Below are 14310 nucleotides of genomic sequence, written 5' to 3'. Positions count from 1 at the left end.
GGGGCCGCGCAGGCCCCCGCCCGCCCAAAGGGGTCGGCCGTCCGGTGCACCGTCACGGCGGCCGGCCCCGCGAGGACGTCCCACGGCGACCTCGCCGCGGGGCCTAGTCGTGCCGGGTCTGCTCCAGGGCGGCGAGGACCGTGCCCAGCCGGCCGTCGAGCGGTCCGCTCAGCTCCAGCACCGGGGTGTCCTCCCAGGCGTTCAGCGGGTCGTCGTAGGCCAGTTCCAGCAGCGCGTCGTTCATCCGGCTACGAAGGCCGGGCAGCTCCGCCGCCGGCATGACCCGCTCCGTCTCGGGCGTGATCACCGTGACGACGAGCAGATCGAGACTCGCGAACGCCGGGCGGAGCAGCGCGGCGTCGCCCTCCTCCGTGGGGTCCGCGCCGGTCGCGGCCAGGTATGCGACTCGTCCGCCGCGACGTGACCCGGCAGGTGCGCGCACAGCGCCTCGACCAGCGTCGTCTTCCCGGTCCCGTGCGTCCCGGAGATCCCGACCCGCATCCGCGCTCCTGCCCTTCGGACGATTTCGCGCGATCATAACCATGGTCGGTGGCCCGGAAGCCGCCGTGCATCAGTCGTCCGCGCCCGCCGGCCGGCCCCGCCGGGTGTACGCCTCGGCCTGCATCCGGTAGAGCGTGGCGTACCGGCCGTCGGGGATGGCCGTCAGCTCCCGGTGGCTGCCCGCCTCGACGAGCCGGCCGTGGTGCAGGGTGAGGATGAGGTCCGCACCGGTGACGGTGGAGAACCGGTGCGAGACGATGACCGTGACGGCACCGGTCTCGGCGGCGCGGCGGCGGGAGCGTTCCATCTGCCGGTCGAAGATCTCCTGCTCGCTCGGGGCGTCGAGGGACGCGGTCGGTTCGTCGAGCAGGAACAGCAGCGGTCGCGGGCGCATCGCGGCCCGGGCCAGGGCAATCTTCTGCCACTGCCCCTCGGACAGGTCGGTGCCGCCGAAGGACGCGTCGAGTTCGGTGTCGAGACCGTCCGGCAGCCGGTCGACCAGACCGGTCGCGTCGGCCTCCCGTACCGCCGCCGCGATCCGTTCCCGGTCGGTGCGGTGCGGCAGGTCGCCGACGCCGACGTTCTCGCCGAACCGGGTCGGGAACCGGCCGAAGTCCTGGAACGTGGCGCTGATCCGGGTGCGCCAGGCCGCGGTCTCCAACTCGTCGAGCGGTATCCCGTCGACGAGGATCCGTCCGCTGTCCGGCCGGTAGAGCTTGCCGAGGAGCTTGACGAGGGTGGTCTTGCCGGAGCCGTACTCGCCGACCAGGGCGACCACCGACCCGGCCGGCAGGTGCACGCTGACCTCGGCCAGCGCCGGGCCGGTCGCGCCCGGATAGCGGTAGCCGACCCGGTCGAGGGTGATCCCGTGGGCCAGCCGGGCCGGTGCGGGCGTCGTCGCCCCGGTCCGGTCCCGGTTGGCGCGTACGTAGTCACGCAGCCACAGGTACGGTTCGATCACGCGGCCGGCGCTGGCGACGTTGGTGGTGTAGTGGACCCCGGTCGACACCGACTGCCGCAGCGCGGCGGCGACGGTGACGGCGAGCACGAGGTCGCCGGCGGAACCGGTGCCGTTGGCGGCCTGGTGCACGACCAGGGCCAGGGCGGCGCCGAAGCCGGCGGTGAACAGCAGCCAGCCGGTCGTCCGCCAGCCGGCGGCGACCAGCCGGGCCCGGAACCGTTGGCGCATCGCCTCGTCCCAGGCGCCGGCCTGGCGGCGGGCAATCTCGTCGCCCGTACCCGCGACGCGGATCTCCTTGCCGCTGGCGGGGTCGGTGGCCAGGTCGAACAGGTGCCGCTGGCGACGGATCGGTTCGGCGGTGGCGAGGTCGGCCCGGATGACGGCGTTGTTGCCGCGCTGGTCGAACCACAGCGGTACGGCGGCGAACGCCAGCAGGCACAGCAGCCACGGGTTCACCGTGCCGAGCAGGAGCAGCATGACGGTGAGTTCGAGTACGGCGAACAGGACGCCGTTGGCGGACCACAGGCTCAGGACGATCTCCCAGCCGGCGTTGCGGAGCAGGGTGAGCCGGTCCTGGAAGTCGGTCCGTTCCAGGTGTTCGAGGCCGTCGAGGGTGGTGATGGCGCGGTGGATGCGCGGGTTGAGGTCGAGGACGGCGACCTTGCCGATGAGGATCCCGGCGGTGTGCGAGTCCAGTGCGCCGAGCACGATGCCCGCCGCGCCGGCCAGCCCCGCCGCGATGGCGGCGACGACGGCGGCGGGGGGATCCGCGGCGATCAGGGCATCGACGGCCGCCCGCAGGGCGAGTGCGCCGCCGGTGACCGCGGCCGCCATCCCGGCGGGGATGACGAACTGCATGGCGGTCAACACCGGGGCGCGGCGCCAGGAGTCCACCAGCAGTTCGGCCCACAGGAGCAGGTAGCGGCGGATGGACCCGGTGCGGTCCGTCCCCGGCCGGCCGGTCATCCGTGGCCGCCGCTCGTGGTGGCGGTCGGTGCGCCGGATCCGGCCGTCGTCGTCGCCGGCCCGGTCGCCGGTTCGGTCGCCGGTTCGGTGGCGAACCGGCGGGCCTGGATCGCGAACAGTTCGGCGTACCGGCCCCGCCGGGCGACCAGTTCGTCGTGGCTGCCGCTCTCGGTGATCCGGCCGCCGTCGAGGAGCACGATCCGGTCGGCCTGGCGGACCGTGGACAGGCGGTGCGAGATCAGCACCACGCTCGCTCCGCCCCGGTTCGTGGCCAGCCGGTTGAAGACCTCGAACTCGGTGCGGACGTCGAGGTGCGCGGTCGGCTCGTCGAGGACCAGCAGGTCGGCACCCATCCGTACGGCGTAGCGGGCGCGGGCGAGCACGACCTGCTGCCACTGGCCGCCGGAGAGGTCGACCCCGCCGGTCGCTGTGCGGGCCAGCGGGGTGTCCCAGCCGGCGGGGAGCCGGGCCAGCACCGGGGCGAGGCCGGCGTCGCCGGCGGCGGCGTCGAGCACGGCCGGATCGGGCGGCTGGTCGCCGCGACCGAGTACGACGTTGTCGCGGGCCGGCAGGTGGTAGCGGACGAAGTCCTGGAAGACGATGGCCAGCCGGCGCCGCCAGGCGGCCGCGCCGATGGTGGCGATGTCGACACCGTCGGCGGTGATCCGGCCCTCGTCGGGCTCGTACAGCCCGGCCAGGAGCTTGATCAGGGTCGACTTGCCGGCACCGTTCAGGCCGACCACGGCGAGCAGTTCACCGGGCCGGATCTCCAGGTCCAGATGGTCGAGCACCGGCCGCCGGGCGTTCGGGTAGCCGAACGAGACCCCTTCGAAGCGGACGAGTGCCGGCCCGTCGGGGCGTACCGGGGTGGCGGGATCCGCGCCCGCCGCCGGGAGCGGGGCCGGGGCGGGCAGCCGCTCGGCGAGGTCCACGGTGGCGCGCAGGCATCCGGCCGCCGAGACCGCCACCCGCAGGTCCTCGCTCCAGCCCAGCGCCTGGAAGATCGCCACGCCGGCGGCCAGTACCGCGGTGGCGGCGACGACCCGGTCCGGTCCCGCCGGTGCACCGGCCGCGCCGGCGGCGACCACCGCGTAGCCGGTCACCAGGGGTACGCCGACCAGCAGCAGTTGGCCGGCCTCGCGCGGGATCGCCCGGGCCAGCGATGCCCAGACCGGAGCGTCGCCGGCCAGGGCGTGCCGCCGGATCCGCCGGGTCAGCCAGTCGCCGAGGCCGTAGATCCGGATGTCCTTGCCCTCGGCCGGCGACGTCGCCGCGTCCTGCCACCGCTGCTGGCGGGCCCCGGCGACGGCCCCCTCCCGCCAGACCGCGACCGCCCGGGCCGCGTCCCGCTGCCGGAAGAACCCGTTCACCACGGCGGGAAGCAACAGCAGCGGCACCAGCCAGCCGGCGTAGCGGGCCAGGACCAGGCAGCCACCGGCGACGCCGACGAGGTTGCCGGCCAGCCGCAGGCCGGCGACCGCGCCCGCGCCCGGGGTGTGTTCGGTCCAGTTCTCCGGATCGGCGCGGGCCGCCCGGATCAGCGCCTGGACCTGCGGATCCTCGAGCGGGGCAATGGTTTCGCCGGCGGCGGCGAGGCCGGCGACCCGGGCCCGGTGGGCGCCGTCGACGCGGGCCGTGGCCAGGAACGCCAGCGGCGCCACCGCGGTGTCCACGACGTGGCCGAGCAGCAGCACCAGGACGAACGCGAGCAGCGGCAGCGCCAGCACCGACAGCGCCGCGCCGGTGGGTACGGCGGCCTGGATGCGGCCGACGAGGTGGGCCATCGCGACCGCGCTCGCCGGCGGCAACAGGGCGCCGAGGACGAGGAGCAGCACCAGTACGGCGGTCAGCGGCGCCCGGGCGGCGCGCAGGGCGCCGGCCAGGAGCCGGGCGTCGGTCAGGATCGTCACCGGGTGCCTCCTCCTCCTTCGCCGGCCGGGGCCGGGGGCTGCCCGCGACGGCGGGGTGTCGGGGTCATGGCCGGGGCGGTTCCTGGCCGGCCCACGACCAGGCCTGCCGGGGATCGCGGCGCCACGGGTCGAAGGACTCCAGCCACCAGGTGGCGCCGGCGTCCCGGTAGCCGGCGGCCAGGGCCCGGGCGCGGGGCCGGTCGTCGGGCGGCAGCCGGCCGGGCACCGCCACCGTCCATCCGGGCGGGTGGTCGGGCACCGCGGCCAGGATGGCGGCGAGTTCGGCGCGGTCCGGTCCACGCAGCCCGCCGCCGGGCTCGCGGACCATCGGGACGACGCCGTCCCGGCGGGCCGCCCGCGCCAGCGGACCCGGGCCGTGGGCCGGCCAGGTGGCGGCGACCCAGACCGGGATCCGGGGCCGCTGCACGGGGCGGGGCAGGAACGTGACCCGGTCCAGCCGGAACCGGTCGCCGTGGTGGCTGACCTCCTGCCCGCTCCACAACCGGTCCAGCAGCGCCAGCGACTCGTCGACCCGCCGGGCCCGTACGGCCGGGGCCGGGTCGAGGCCGAAGGCGGCGAAGTCCGTGTCGGCGCTGGCGCCGAGGCCGACACCGAGGACGAGCCGGCCACCGGAGAGGTGGTCGAGGGTGACCGTCTCCCGGGCGACCTTCCACGGCTGCCGCTGGGCGAGTGGGACGACCAGGGGGCCGCCGCGGATCCGCCGGGTGCCGGCCAGGATCGCGGTGACGGCCGTCCAGGAGTCGGCCAGCGGCAGCCGGGTGGCCCGGTCGAGCAGCAGGTGGTCCCAGAGGAACACGCCGTCCCACCCGGAATCGTCGGCGGCCCGGGCGAGCTGGAGCAGCCGGCCCGGGGCGGCGTAGTAGCCGGCGTTCGGCAGCAGCAGACCGAACCGCAGCCCGTCGGCCACCGGCGGCGGGACGTCCCGGGTCACCGGACCACCCGGCCGGTGGCCGCGTCGGCGGCGACGATCTGCCGGGCCGCCCGCTGCCCGGACCGGACCGCACCCTCCAGGTGGCCGTAGAACTCGGGGCTGCGCTCGGTGCCGGCCCAGAGCACCGGCCCGTCCGGCGCGGTCGCCGACCACGGTGGCCGGCCGGCCGTCGTCCACCAGCCCGGCTCGGGTACGGCCGCGTAGCAGCCCTCGACCGTCGGCTCGGCCTGCCAGTCCCGTTCGAGCAGGGCCAGTGGCCGCCGGGCCGCGGGACCGAACCAGCCGGCGAGCCGGTCGAGCACCGCCGCCCGGCGGACGGCCGGGGCCTGGGCGGCGTACCGGTGGGCGTCCGGGCCGGTGACGAAGCCGACGAGCACTCCGAGCCCGGCGCGGCCGGCCGAGTCGTCCACGACGTACCGCAGCGGGCCGGTGCCGGCGGTCACCCAGCCGGACAGGCCGGCGTCGGTCCAGAACGGACGGTCGTAGACCAGGTGCAGCTTGACCGTGGCGCCCATGGTCCGGGCCGGGGCCGGTGGCTGCCGGACACCGGGCGGAAGCGACCGGATCCGGGCCGCCGGGCCGGGTGGCACCGCGACGACCACCCACGCGCAGCGGACGGCGAGGCCGGGGCCGACGACCCGGACCGGGTGGGAACCGTCGCCGGGGCGCAGGTCGGTGACCGGGGTGCCGAGCCGGACCGGTCGGGCCAGCGCCGCCGCCATCCGGTCGGCGAGCAGGTGGGCGCCGCCGGCGATCCGGTCCTGTTGGGCGCCGCCGGAGAACGCGGTCAGGTAGTGCAGCCCGCCGCCGGAGGACAGGTAGAACAGCAGGTGCAGCAGGCTGACGTCGGCCGGGTCGGCGGCGAGCATCTGCCGGACCAGCAGGTCGACCAGGAGCCGGGCGTCGGGGTGGGCGAGTTCGCGGGCGGCCCATCCGGCGACGGTCAGCCGGTCGAGTTCGGCGGCGTCCGCGGCGGTCCGGGGATCGGTGGGCGGTACGTCGGCGGCGAGGTCGTCGAGCCGGTCGAGCGCGTCGCCGACGGCGAGTGCGTTGAACGCCGGGCGGCCGGCGTCGGACCGGACCGGTTCACCGCGCAGGTCGTAGAGGTTCGCCCCGGGGGCGGCGGTCGGGATCAGGGGCAGCCCGAACCGGCGGGCCAGCTCCCGTACCCGGGTGTGGCGGGTGCCGACGTAGGCGCCGCCGGCGTCGAGCGCCTGCCCGTGCCGGTGGTGGCTGGCGGTCCTCCCGCCGGCCCGCGGTAGTGCCTCGACGACCTGGACCCGCCGTCCGGCGGCTTCGAGTTCGGTGGCGGCGGCCAGGCCGGCGAGGCCGGCACCGACGACCACCACGTCCACTACGTCAACCACGTCCACCGTGGGCTCCACCGGGCCGGTGTCGGCCGGAAGGCCGCCGGTCACGGCGCCGGCTCCACGGTGGGTCCGGCCGGTGGCAGCGGCCCGCCGGTCCGGTACGCGGTGGCGACCCGGACGAGGAAGGTGTGCAGCAGGTCCTCGTGCGGGGCCAGCGGCCCGGGCCGGTAGCCGCCGCCGGAGATTCCGCGCTGCACCGATTCGCAGGCGGCCCAGTCCTGCCGGTTCGTGGTGTGCCAGAAGTCGACGGCGTAGCCGGGGTCGGTGCCGGCGGCGACCAGTTCGGCCGGGAGGAGCCATTCGCATTCGACCCGGGTCCGGTCCGTCGCCACCGGGACCAGCCGGTGGGTGACCAGGTGGTCCGGGGTCGCCGTGACGAACAGGTCGGGCGGCAGCAGGTGGTAGCGGACCTGGCGGGCGGCGTCCTCGTCGAGTCGCGGGAAGGTCCAGCCGGGGCCGGTCCCGTCCAGCGACATGGCGTTGGCCGAGTTACGCAGGTCGAGGTGCCCGCCGAGCCAGCCACCGGTCGGGGTGAAGCTCTCCCCGCCCTCGGTGCGCTGCACCCGGCTGAGCTGCGGGTGGGTGCTCGGGCAGTGGTAGCACTCCAGGTAGTTCTCCACGACCAGTTTCCAGTTCGCGGCGACGTCGTAGCTCCGGCTGGCGACGACCCGAAGCTCCTCCGGCCGGTACGGGGCGAGCACGCTGTCGAGATCGCCGACCACGTCGGGCAGCGGTGGCGCGTCGCCGGACAGGTCGGCGAACAGCCAGCCCCGCCACTGTGCCGACCGGACCGGCAGCAGGTCGAGGTCGGCGTCCGGCGGCGGGTCGTACCGGGGTGCGTTGCGCAGAGTGCCGTCGAGCCGGTAGACCCAGGCGTGGTAGGCGCACCAGACGGTCGGACGGCGGACCACGCAGTCGCGGGCGACGAGTTCGTGACCCCGGTGCCGGCAGGTGTTGCGGAAGGTGCGCAGCCGCCCGGCGGCGTCGCGTACGACGAGCACGCCGGCGCCGGCGACGTCGAGGCCGGCCTGGTCGCCGGGCTCGGCGAGCCGGTCGGCCCGGCCGAGGCAGGTCCAGCCGCCGCGCCAGAACCGGTCGCGCTCGAAGGCGAACACCCGGTCGCTGGTGTAGGCGGCGGCGGGCAGCCCGCGCGCCCGGCCGGACGGGCGCAGCGTCGCCGCCAGCTCCTCCGGTGGCAGCAGCGGCGGCCCCGCGGATCCGCCCGATGTGGATCCCGCCGGCACCGTCCTGTCAGGACCGTCGGCGGCAGCCGCGCCGGCCGTCACCGTCGGCTCCCCGTCGCCGGCCGTGGCATCATCGTCCGGTGGCCGGAGGCGTGGAGGTTCGGCGGGCACCGCTCGGCGGTGCCCAGCAGTTCGAGTGGTGGAAGCTGCTCACCGGAAGCTGCAACGCCATCACCGTCTCCTACCGGCCCGATCCGCCGATCCCGCACCGGCACGCGGTGGCGGTGCTGCGCGACCTGGTCGCCGCGCACGAGGCGCTGCGCACCACGTTCCGGCTCGACGACGCCGGCTCGCCGGTCCAGGTCGTGCACGCCGCCGCCGAGCCGGCGGTCCGGTTCTGCGACGACGACTCCGACGCCGCCCGGGACGCGTTCCGCAGGGCGCTGGCCGAGCCGCCGTTCACCGCCGCCGACACCGAACTGGTCCGGTTCGGCGTGGTCCGCTCCGGCGGTCGCGCCGTGGAACTGCTGGTGGTGGTCAGCCACGCCGTCTTCGACGGGCACAGCGAACGGCTCGTGCTCACCGGGCTGGCGGCGGCGTGCCGGGCGGTGCCCGCCGACCCGGCCGGCCGGGACCGGCCGGACACCGGCACCGCCGGTGCGGACGCCGACCCGCCGCCGGCCGGCGCCGTACGCCCCGGCGGCCACCAGCCCGCCGACTCGGCACTGGACGAGCGGTCCGGCGAGCTGGTGCCCGGCCGCGAGGCCGCGGAACGGTTCTGGCGCGACGAGGTACGCCGGATCCCGGCCCGCCTGTTCGTGCCGCTGCGCCCCGACGTGTTGCAGCGGTACGGCGCCAGCTACCGCTCCGCCGCCCTGCCGGCGGCCCTGGTCCTCGCCGCCCGCCGGCACCGCACCAGTCCGGCGGTGGTCTACTCGGCGCTGGTGCACGCCCTGCTGGCGATCATGTCCGGTGCCCCGTCGACCGTCGTACGCGACCACTTCGGCGGGCGGACCGGCCGGGAGCGCGAGGTGGTCGGCTGCTACCACTGCATCCTGCCGACCACGGTCGATGTCTCCGACCGGCCGACGGTGGGCACGCTGATCGAGCGGCTGCGCCTGCGGATGCTGCGGGTGCAGAGCCGGTACCGGCTGGGGCAGTTGACGCTGCGCGAGATCCTGGCCACGGAGGAGCGGCGGCGCGGTGTCGCGTTCGCGTCCGGGACGACGGTCAACTTCGACCACGGCCCCGAGCTGACCGAGCTCCAGCGGCGCGACGACCGGGAGCTGACCGGCCTGCTGGCCACGGCCGGCGAGCTGGAGCTGGGGATGGGCCGCAACGAGACGAGGATCGACCGGGAGGGTTTCGACTCCTACCTGATGACCACCGTCGAGTCGGGTGCGATGTGGGTCCTGGCCAGCTTCAACGGCATGGTCTTCGACCCGGCGCAGATGCGGGCCCTGCTGGCCGGCCCGGAACGGATCCTGCGGACCCATCTCGACGGCCCGGACCTGACCCTGGACCAGGTCGCGGCCCGGCTCGGCGCGGACATCGGCGATCCGGTGCGGGCCGACCTGCGCCCCGGGGAGGAGCCGGCGGACGCCCGGGTCGACGGCGACCCGGGCCGGCCGGCGCTGGCGGCGCTGCGCGGCGCGGTGGCCCGGTTCAACGGGCTCGACGACGCCGATCCGCGGCACTGCTACCTGGCGGCCGGTGGCCGGCTGCTGCTGGTGCCGGCGGTCCTCGACCGGCTCGCCGCCGACGGCTGGTCCGGCCTGGTACCGGACGACTTCGCCACGCCGCAACCACTGACCCGGCTCGCGGGGCGGCTGCGTCGGGTCGGCTGACCCGGTCATGCCGGCGTACCGGGCCCGGACCCGTCCACCGCCGGCGTGGTGGATCCGGCCAGCCGGGACGCCAGGTCGCGGAAGTCGGCGGCCTCGAAGAACACGGTGACGTCGAGTTCGACGCCGAGCCGGGCCTCCAGCCGCAGGAACAGGTCCGTGGCCTGCGCCGAGTCGCCGCCGAGGTCGAAGAAGTTCTCCCCGGCGGCGACGTCGCGGCCGAACACGTCGGCGCAGATGGCGAGGAGCTCCGCCAGGTGGCGGTCCGGTGCCGGCTCACCCATGACGGGGCTCCGTCCGACCGTCGGCGGGACCGGTGGGGCCGGAACCGGTAGGGCCGGCGGCCGCCGAGCCGGCGGGCCGCAGCAGGTCGGCCAGGCCGCGCGGCGTACGCCACTCGAACAGGTCGACGAAGGTGAGTTCGACGTCGAAGCGGCGGTAGAGGCGGGAGATGAGCCGGGCGGCGAGGATCGAGTCGCCACCGGCGTCGAAGAAGTCGTCGTCCGGGCCGTGGGAGCGGTCGAGGACCCGGCTGAAGATCGCCGTGACGTCGGCGACGACGGGGTCGCCGACCACCTCCGGCCCGCCGCCGTCACCAGCGTCGTCGGGAGCGAGCGCCGCGTGGTCGACCTTGCCGTTCGGCAGCATCGGCAGCGCGGTACGCACCGACCAGCGGGTCGGCACCAGATGGGCGGGCAGCCGGTCGTGCAGCCAGGCGGCCAGCTCCGGCCCGGTCACGGCCGTCCCCGACCGGGGCACGACGGCGGCCGCGAGTCGCCGGCCGCCGGTGGCCGCGTCGATCCCGTACGCCGCGACGGCGACCAGTCCCGGATGGCCGAGCAGGGTCCGTTCCACCGCCTCCGGCTCCACCCGGTGGCCGCGTATCTTGAGCTGCCGGTCGACCCGGCCGACGTAGGCGAGCTGGCCGTCGGCGCCGGCCGTCACCAGGTCACCGGTGCGGAACAGTCGGTCACCGCCGGCGCCCGGTACGGGGCCGAACCGCCGCGCGGTGGCCCCCGGCCGGGCCCGGTATCCGAGGCTGAGCCCCGGCCCGCCGACGTACAGTTCGGCGACCGGGGAGCCGGGTGCCGTCGGGACGAGTACCTGACGTACGTGCGGCAGGGGCCGGCCGATCGGCACCGGCACGTCGTCGGGCAGCCGGCGGCCGGTGGCGCCGCCGAGTTCGGCCTGGTGGGTGACCAGGACGGTTTCGGTCTGGCCGTACGTGTTGACCAGCCGGACCCGGTCGGGCACCAGTTCGCACCAGGCGCGGACCGGTCCGGCGGCCACCTCCTCGCCGCCGATGACGACCAGACGCAGCGACGGCGGCAGCGGTCGACCGGTCGTCCGGAGGAAGTCCACCACCTCGTACCAGAACGAGGTGGGCAGGTCGACGACGGTGACGCCGTTCCGCTCGACCGCCGTGAGCAGCCCGGTCACGGTGCCGTCGGTGGCCCGCCGGTCGATGACGAGGGCCGCCCCGCCGAGCAGCGTCGGGTAGGTCTCCTCGCCGCTGGTGTCCCAGGTCGGTGCCGCGAAGCTGAGGAACCGGTCGCCGGGCCCGATCCGCCAGGACTCGAGCAGGGCGGTGGCGGCCGTCGCCAGGGCCCGGTGCCCGACCAGGACGCCTTTGGCGGGGCCGGTGGACCCGGAGGTGTGGATGATGTACGCCAGCCCGCCGGTCGCCGGCCGGAGGGGTGCCGCGGCGGTGCCCGGTCCGGGGGCCGGCGCGGGTTCGACGATCCGCAGCGGCAGGCCGGCGGTGACGGCCGGGGGGAGTGGCGCGGCGGGCACGATCCGCCGCAGGCCGCAGGTCCGCACGATGTCGCGCAGCCGGTCCGGCGGGTCGGCGGGATCCAGCGGCACGTACGCGCCACCGGCCCGCAGCACCGCGAGCAGTGCGCCGATCCCGGTGGCCGAGCGTTGTACGGCCACTCCGACCGGTTCGCCGGCCGCGACGCCGTCGTCGAGCAGCGCCGACGCCGTCGCCGTGACGTCGCGCCACAGGGTGCGGTAGTCGATGACCGTCCCGTTCTCGACCAGCGCGACGGCGTCCGGGGTCCGGGCCACCACCTCTTCCAGCAGGTCGATGACGACCGCCGCGGCCGGGCCGACCGACGGCGCCTCCTCGTGGACCGGCGCCTGGTTCGTGGGCATCGGACTCCTTCCCGGCCGCCGGGGCGACGGGGCGGGGTGTGGCCGTGCGGGCCGGGACGCGCGGGCGCGCCTCTTCGCGCGCTGCCCGCCCGGATGGGGAGTCGAAGCGTTTCGACCAGCGAGAAAGTAGCCGGTCGCCGGCCGGCCGGTCAATGGCGTCCGGTCATCCTCCGGTGTGGACAGCGGCGTCGATCTGCTCGACCATCCGCCGCTCGGCGGCGGCGATCAGCCGCAACAGCTTCGGCACCTGGTGCAGGCCCCTGGCGACCAGGTCGGCGGCGGCCGGATCGACCACCTGACCCGACCGGGCACCGGCGAGCCACAGCGAGGCGGCGACGTCCCACTGCCGCGACACCGCGCGGACCCGGTCGGCGCACTCGCCCAGCGCCGGACGGCCGAGCCCGGCGACCCGGGACAGCCAGAGCGCGTGCCCGCGACGCATCGCGCCGAGGTCGGTGAAGCTGCTCACCGCCAGCTCCCGGCGGCGGCCGGCGTCGGGCTGGAAGTCCGGACCGGCCAGCCAGTCCGCCAGCCGGTCGGCGACCAGGCCGATCGCGGCGACCCCGTGCCGGTCGGACGGGTCGAGCATCGCGGCGACGTTGCGCCGGATCCGGTCCCGCCAGTTGCGGGCCAGCCAGCCGGCCGCTTCCTCGGCCGCGCCGGGCCGCACCGCCAGTTCCACGGTCGCGTACCGGGCCGCGCCGAGATGTGGCGAGTCGGCCCACCGGGCGAACCGGGACGGCTCGACGGTGCCGGCGAACCGGGACGCGGGGAAACTGTCCAGCACGTCGAGCCCGCTGCCGGTGGCGGAGGTGACCACCAGGTCGTGTGGCACGTGGGCGACGCGGTGGAACGGGGCGGGTTCGTAGTCGTACTGGTCGACGGTCACCGCGACCGGCCGCCCGTCGCGGGTCCGGTCGCGCAGGTGCCGGCACAGGTCCGGCAGGTCCGTGGCCCGCCACCGGGTCGGCGTGATTCCGGTGCCGGCCGGGCCGGTGGCCGGGGGCAGGGCGGGCCCGCTGCGGTACGACAGGGACAGCCCGTCGGCGACGCCCCGGTCGACGGTGACACCGAACGCCAGCTCGCCGAGGATCAGGTCCTCGGGATGGGCGACGCCGGCCAGGCCCAGCAGGGTGCCGAGTGCGGTGTCGTGGCAGTCACCGTGCCCGAACCCCGGTGCGGTGACGCGGTCGCCGTCGGCGGGCGGCCCGGGCGGTTGCCGCATCGGATCTCCTCGCTGCACCGTGGCCGGGCACCCGGACCCGGGCGACGATGACGGCCGTGGTGACGACGGCGCGACCGTACCGGACCCGCTGTCCCGGCCGTTTCACCGGCGTGCCGGCGGGTACGGGGCTCGCGGCAACCGAGGACGCGGAGGGACGGTGGGCGTGGTGAACGTGAGCAAGCTCGGGGACACGGTGGTCGACGCCGTGGCGGACGCCGCCGGGACGGTGGCCGACCCGCGTGCGGGGCTCGACCGGCTCCGTACCAACTTCCCCTCGCGGATGTTGGCCGTCCTGGCGGTCGGGGTGGCGATCGGATACCTGGTCGCCCGCTCCCGCCGCCACGCCTGACCCGCCCACCGGCCGGCCCGCCCGGCCGCTCGACGGGGTACGTGTCAACGGCGTGCGCGCGGGTCGTTCCTGGTCCCGGCTACGGAAGACGACGTACCGCTCACGTCCCGGCGACGCCCGCCCCGCAACGTGTCGCAGCCGGTGCACACCCGGAGCCTGTGCCCGCCGGCGTTCCCGCCGGGGCGGGTGGAGGACTCCCGGCGCCGGCCGGCCGGCGGCAGTGGTAGACCAGGGCCGGCGGCAGGTTGCCCCAGACGGTCCGGCCCACGGTCACCTCCTCGAACGCCCCGTCGAGCAGCCGGCGGAAGCGGCGCGCGGGCCGGGCCGGCAGCGCGTGCCGGTACGCGAAGGTGGTGAAGACACCGCCGGCGTCGAGCGCTCCCACCACGGCGTCGAGGATCGCCCGCTGGCGTCCGGCGGGAAAGGCGGCCCAGGGGAGTCCGCTGACCACCACGTCGACGGACGGCAGCCGGCGGTCCAGCAGCACCCGGCCGAGCGCGGCGGCGTCGGCGCGTACCACCTCGACCGCCGGGTGCCGGCGGGCCAGTCCGGCCGCGAAGGCCGGATTGACCTCGACCGCCACGTGGCGTCCCCGGCCGGCCAGCCGCCGCTGGATCGCCCGGGTGAACACCCCGGTCCCCGGGCCGAGTTCGACCACGACCGGATGTCCCGTACGGGGCACCGCCGCCGTGATGTCCGCGGCGAGCCCGGGCCCGCTGGGCAGCACCGCGCCGGTGGTGAACGGGTGCCGGACGAACTGGGCGAGGAAGGTCGGGGCGTCGCTGATCACAGCGGTCGACGCTAGGCGCGCGGCCGGGGCGCCACCGTCGTGCCGGTGGTCGGTGTCCCGGCCACCCGGAGGAGGCGAGGTGGCCGGTGGGAGGGCCGGTG

11 protein-coding genes and 1 pseudogene are annotated in these 14310 nt (G+C 76.3%); 2 read left to right on the top strand and 10 right to left on the bottom strand.

Annotation, left to right across the window (positions count from 1 at the left end):
* Nucleotides 1-103: 103 nt before the first annotated feature.
* The 6 genes and pseudogenes from AB0M79_RS14370 to AB0M79_RS14345 form a co-directional block, all read right to left on the bottom strand.
* Nucleotides 104-501: pseudogene (locus tag AB0M79_RS14370) on the bottom strand (hypothetical protein).
* A 70-nt stretch (nucleotides 502-571) separates the two neighbouring features.
* Nucleotides 572-2428 (bottom strand): ABC transporter ATP-binding protein, encoded by a 1857-nt coding sequence (locus tag AB0M79_RS14365; protein WP_364212615.1) that lies wholly within the window; start codon nucleotides 2426-2428, stop codon nucleotides 572-574.
* The gene (locus AB0M79_RS14360; RefSeq protein WP_364212612.1) at nucleotides 2425-4338 is read right to left on the bottom strand and encodes an ABC transporter ATP-binding protein; all 1914 of its coding nucleotides are present in this window, start codon (nucleotides 4336-4338) and stop codon (nucleotides 2425-2427) included. The genes AB0M79_RS14365 and AB0M79_RS14360 overlap by 4 nt, the downstream gene beginning before the upstream one ends.
* A 64-nt stretch (nucleotides 4339-4402) precedes the next feature.
* Nucleotides 4403-5290, bottom strand: coding sequence for an LLM class flavin-dependent oxidoreductase (locus AB0M79_RS14355; RefSeq protein ID WP_364212609.1), 888 nt, complete (start codon nucleotides 5288-5290; stop codon nucleotides 4403-4405).
* Nucleotides 5287-6708, bottom strand: a complete 1422-nt coding sequence (locus tag AB0M79_RS14350) for an FAD-dependent oxidoreductase (protein WP_364212606.1) — start codon at nucleotides 6706-6708, stop codon at nucleotides 5287-5289. The genes AB0M79_RS14355 and AB0M79_RS14350 overlap by 4 nt, the downstream gene beginning before the upstream one ends.
* Complete coding sequence (locus tag AB0M79_RS14345) at nucleotides 6705-7832, bottom strand: aromatic ring-hydroxylating dioxygenase subunit alpha (RefSeq protein WP_364212847.1); 1128 nt, start codon at nucleotides 7830-7832, stop codon at nucleotides 6705-6707. Before AB0M79_RS14345 ends, AB0M79_RS14350 begins: the two co-directional genes overlap by 4 nt.
* Nucleotides 7833-7984: 152 nt before the next feature.
* Here AB0M79_RS14345 and AB0M79_RS14340 point away from each other — a divergent pair, with 152 nt between their 5' ends.
* On the top strand, nucleotides 7985-9691 hold the full coding sequence (locus AB0M79_RS14340; RefSeq protein ID WP_364212603.1) for a condensation domain-containing protein: 1707 nt from the start codon (nucleotides 7985-7987) through the stop codon (nucleotides 9689-9691).
* Between the two features lie 5 nt (nucleotides 9692-9696).
* Here AB0M79_RS14340 and AB0M79_RS14335 read toward each other — a convergent pair whose 3' ends face one another.
* The 3 genes from AB0M79_RS14335 to AB0M79_RS14325 all read right to left on the bottom strand — a co-directional run bounded on the left by AB0M79_RS14335 (nucleotide 9697) and on the right by AB0M79_RS14325 (nucleotide 13070).
* Complete coding sequence (locus AB0M79_RS14335) at nucleotides 9697-9972, bottom strand: acyl carrier protein (protein WP_364212600.1); 276 nt, start codon at nucleotides 9970-9972, stop codon at nucleotides 9697-9699.
* Nucleotides 9965-11845 (bottom strand): non-ribosomal peptide synthetase, encoded by a 1881-nt coding sequence (locus tag AB0M79_RS14330; RefSeq protein ID WP_364212597.1) that lies wholly within the window; start codon nucleotides 11843-11845, stop codon nucleotides 9965-9967. Before AB0M79_RS14330 ends, AB0M79_RS14335 begins: the two co-directional genes overlap by 8 nt.
* A gap of 163 nt (nucleotides 11846-12008) precedes the next feature.
* Nucleotides 12009-13070 (bottom strand): hypothetical protein, encoded by a 1062-nt coding sequence (locus tag AB0M79_RS14325; RefSeq protein WP_364212594.1) that lies wholly within the window; start codon nucleotides 13068-13070, stop codon nucleotides 12009-12011.
* A 166-nt stretch (nucleotides 13071-13236) separates the two neighbouring features.
* On the opposite strand from AB0M79_RS14325, the gene AB0M79_RS14320 reads away from it, so the two are divergent.
* A complete protein-coding gene (locus AB0M79_RS14320; protein ID WP_364212591.1) occupies nucleotides 13237-13419 on the top strand; it encodes a hypothetical protein in 183 nt (60 codons plus the stop codon).
* A gap of 100 nt (nucleotides 13420-13519) precedes the next feature.
* Here the strand turns inward: AB0M79_RS14320 and AB0M79_RS14315 are convergent, their stop codons facing one another.
* Entirely contained in the window at nucleotides 13520-14209 is a 690-nt protein-coding gene (locus tag AB0M79_RS14315; RefSeq protein WP_364212589.1) for a methyltransferase domain-containing protein, read from the bottom strand.
* Nucleotides 14210-14310 lie beyond the last annotated feature (101 nt).

The organism is Polymorphospora sp. NPDC051019, from assembly GCF_040683055.1.
Taxonomy (GTDB): Bacteria; Actinomycetota; Actinomycetes; order Mycobacteriales; family Micromonosporaceae; genus Polymorphospora; species Polymorphospora lycopeni.
This window is presented reverse-complemented; position numbering and strand designations above follow the sequence as displayed.

Excerpts from the sequence above, each read along its gene's own strand:
- AB0M79_RS14365 (WP_364212615.1), bottom strand. The coding sequence starts at position 2,428 with ATGACCGGCCGGCCGGGGACGGACCGCACCGGGTCCATCCGCCGCTAC.
- AB0M79_RS14335 (WP_364212600.1), bottom strand. The coding sequence starts at position 9,972 with ATGGGTGAGCCGGCACCGGACCGCCACCTGGCGGAGCTCCTCGCCATC.
- AB0M79_RS14330 (WP_364212597.1), bottom strand. The coding sequence starts at position 11,845 with ATGCCCACGAACCAGGCGCCGGTCCACGAGGAGGCGCCGTCGGTCGGC.
- AB0M79_RS14325 (WP_364212594.1), bottom strand. The coding sequence starts at position 13,070 with ATGCGGCAACCGCCCGGGCCGCCCGCCGACGGCGACCGCGTCACCGCA.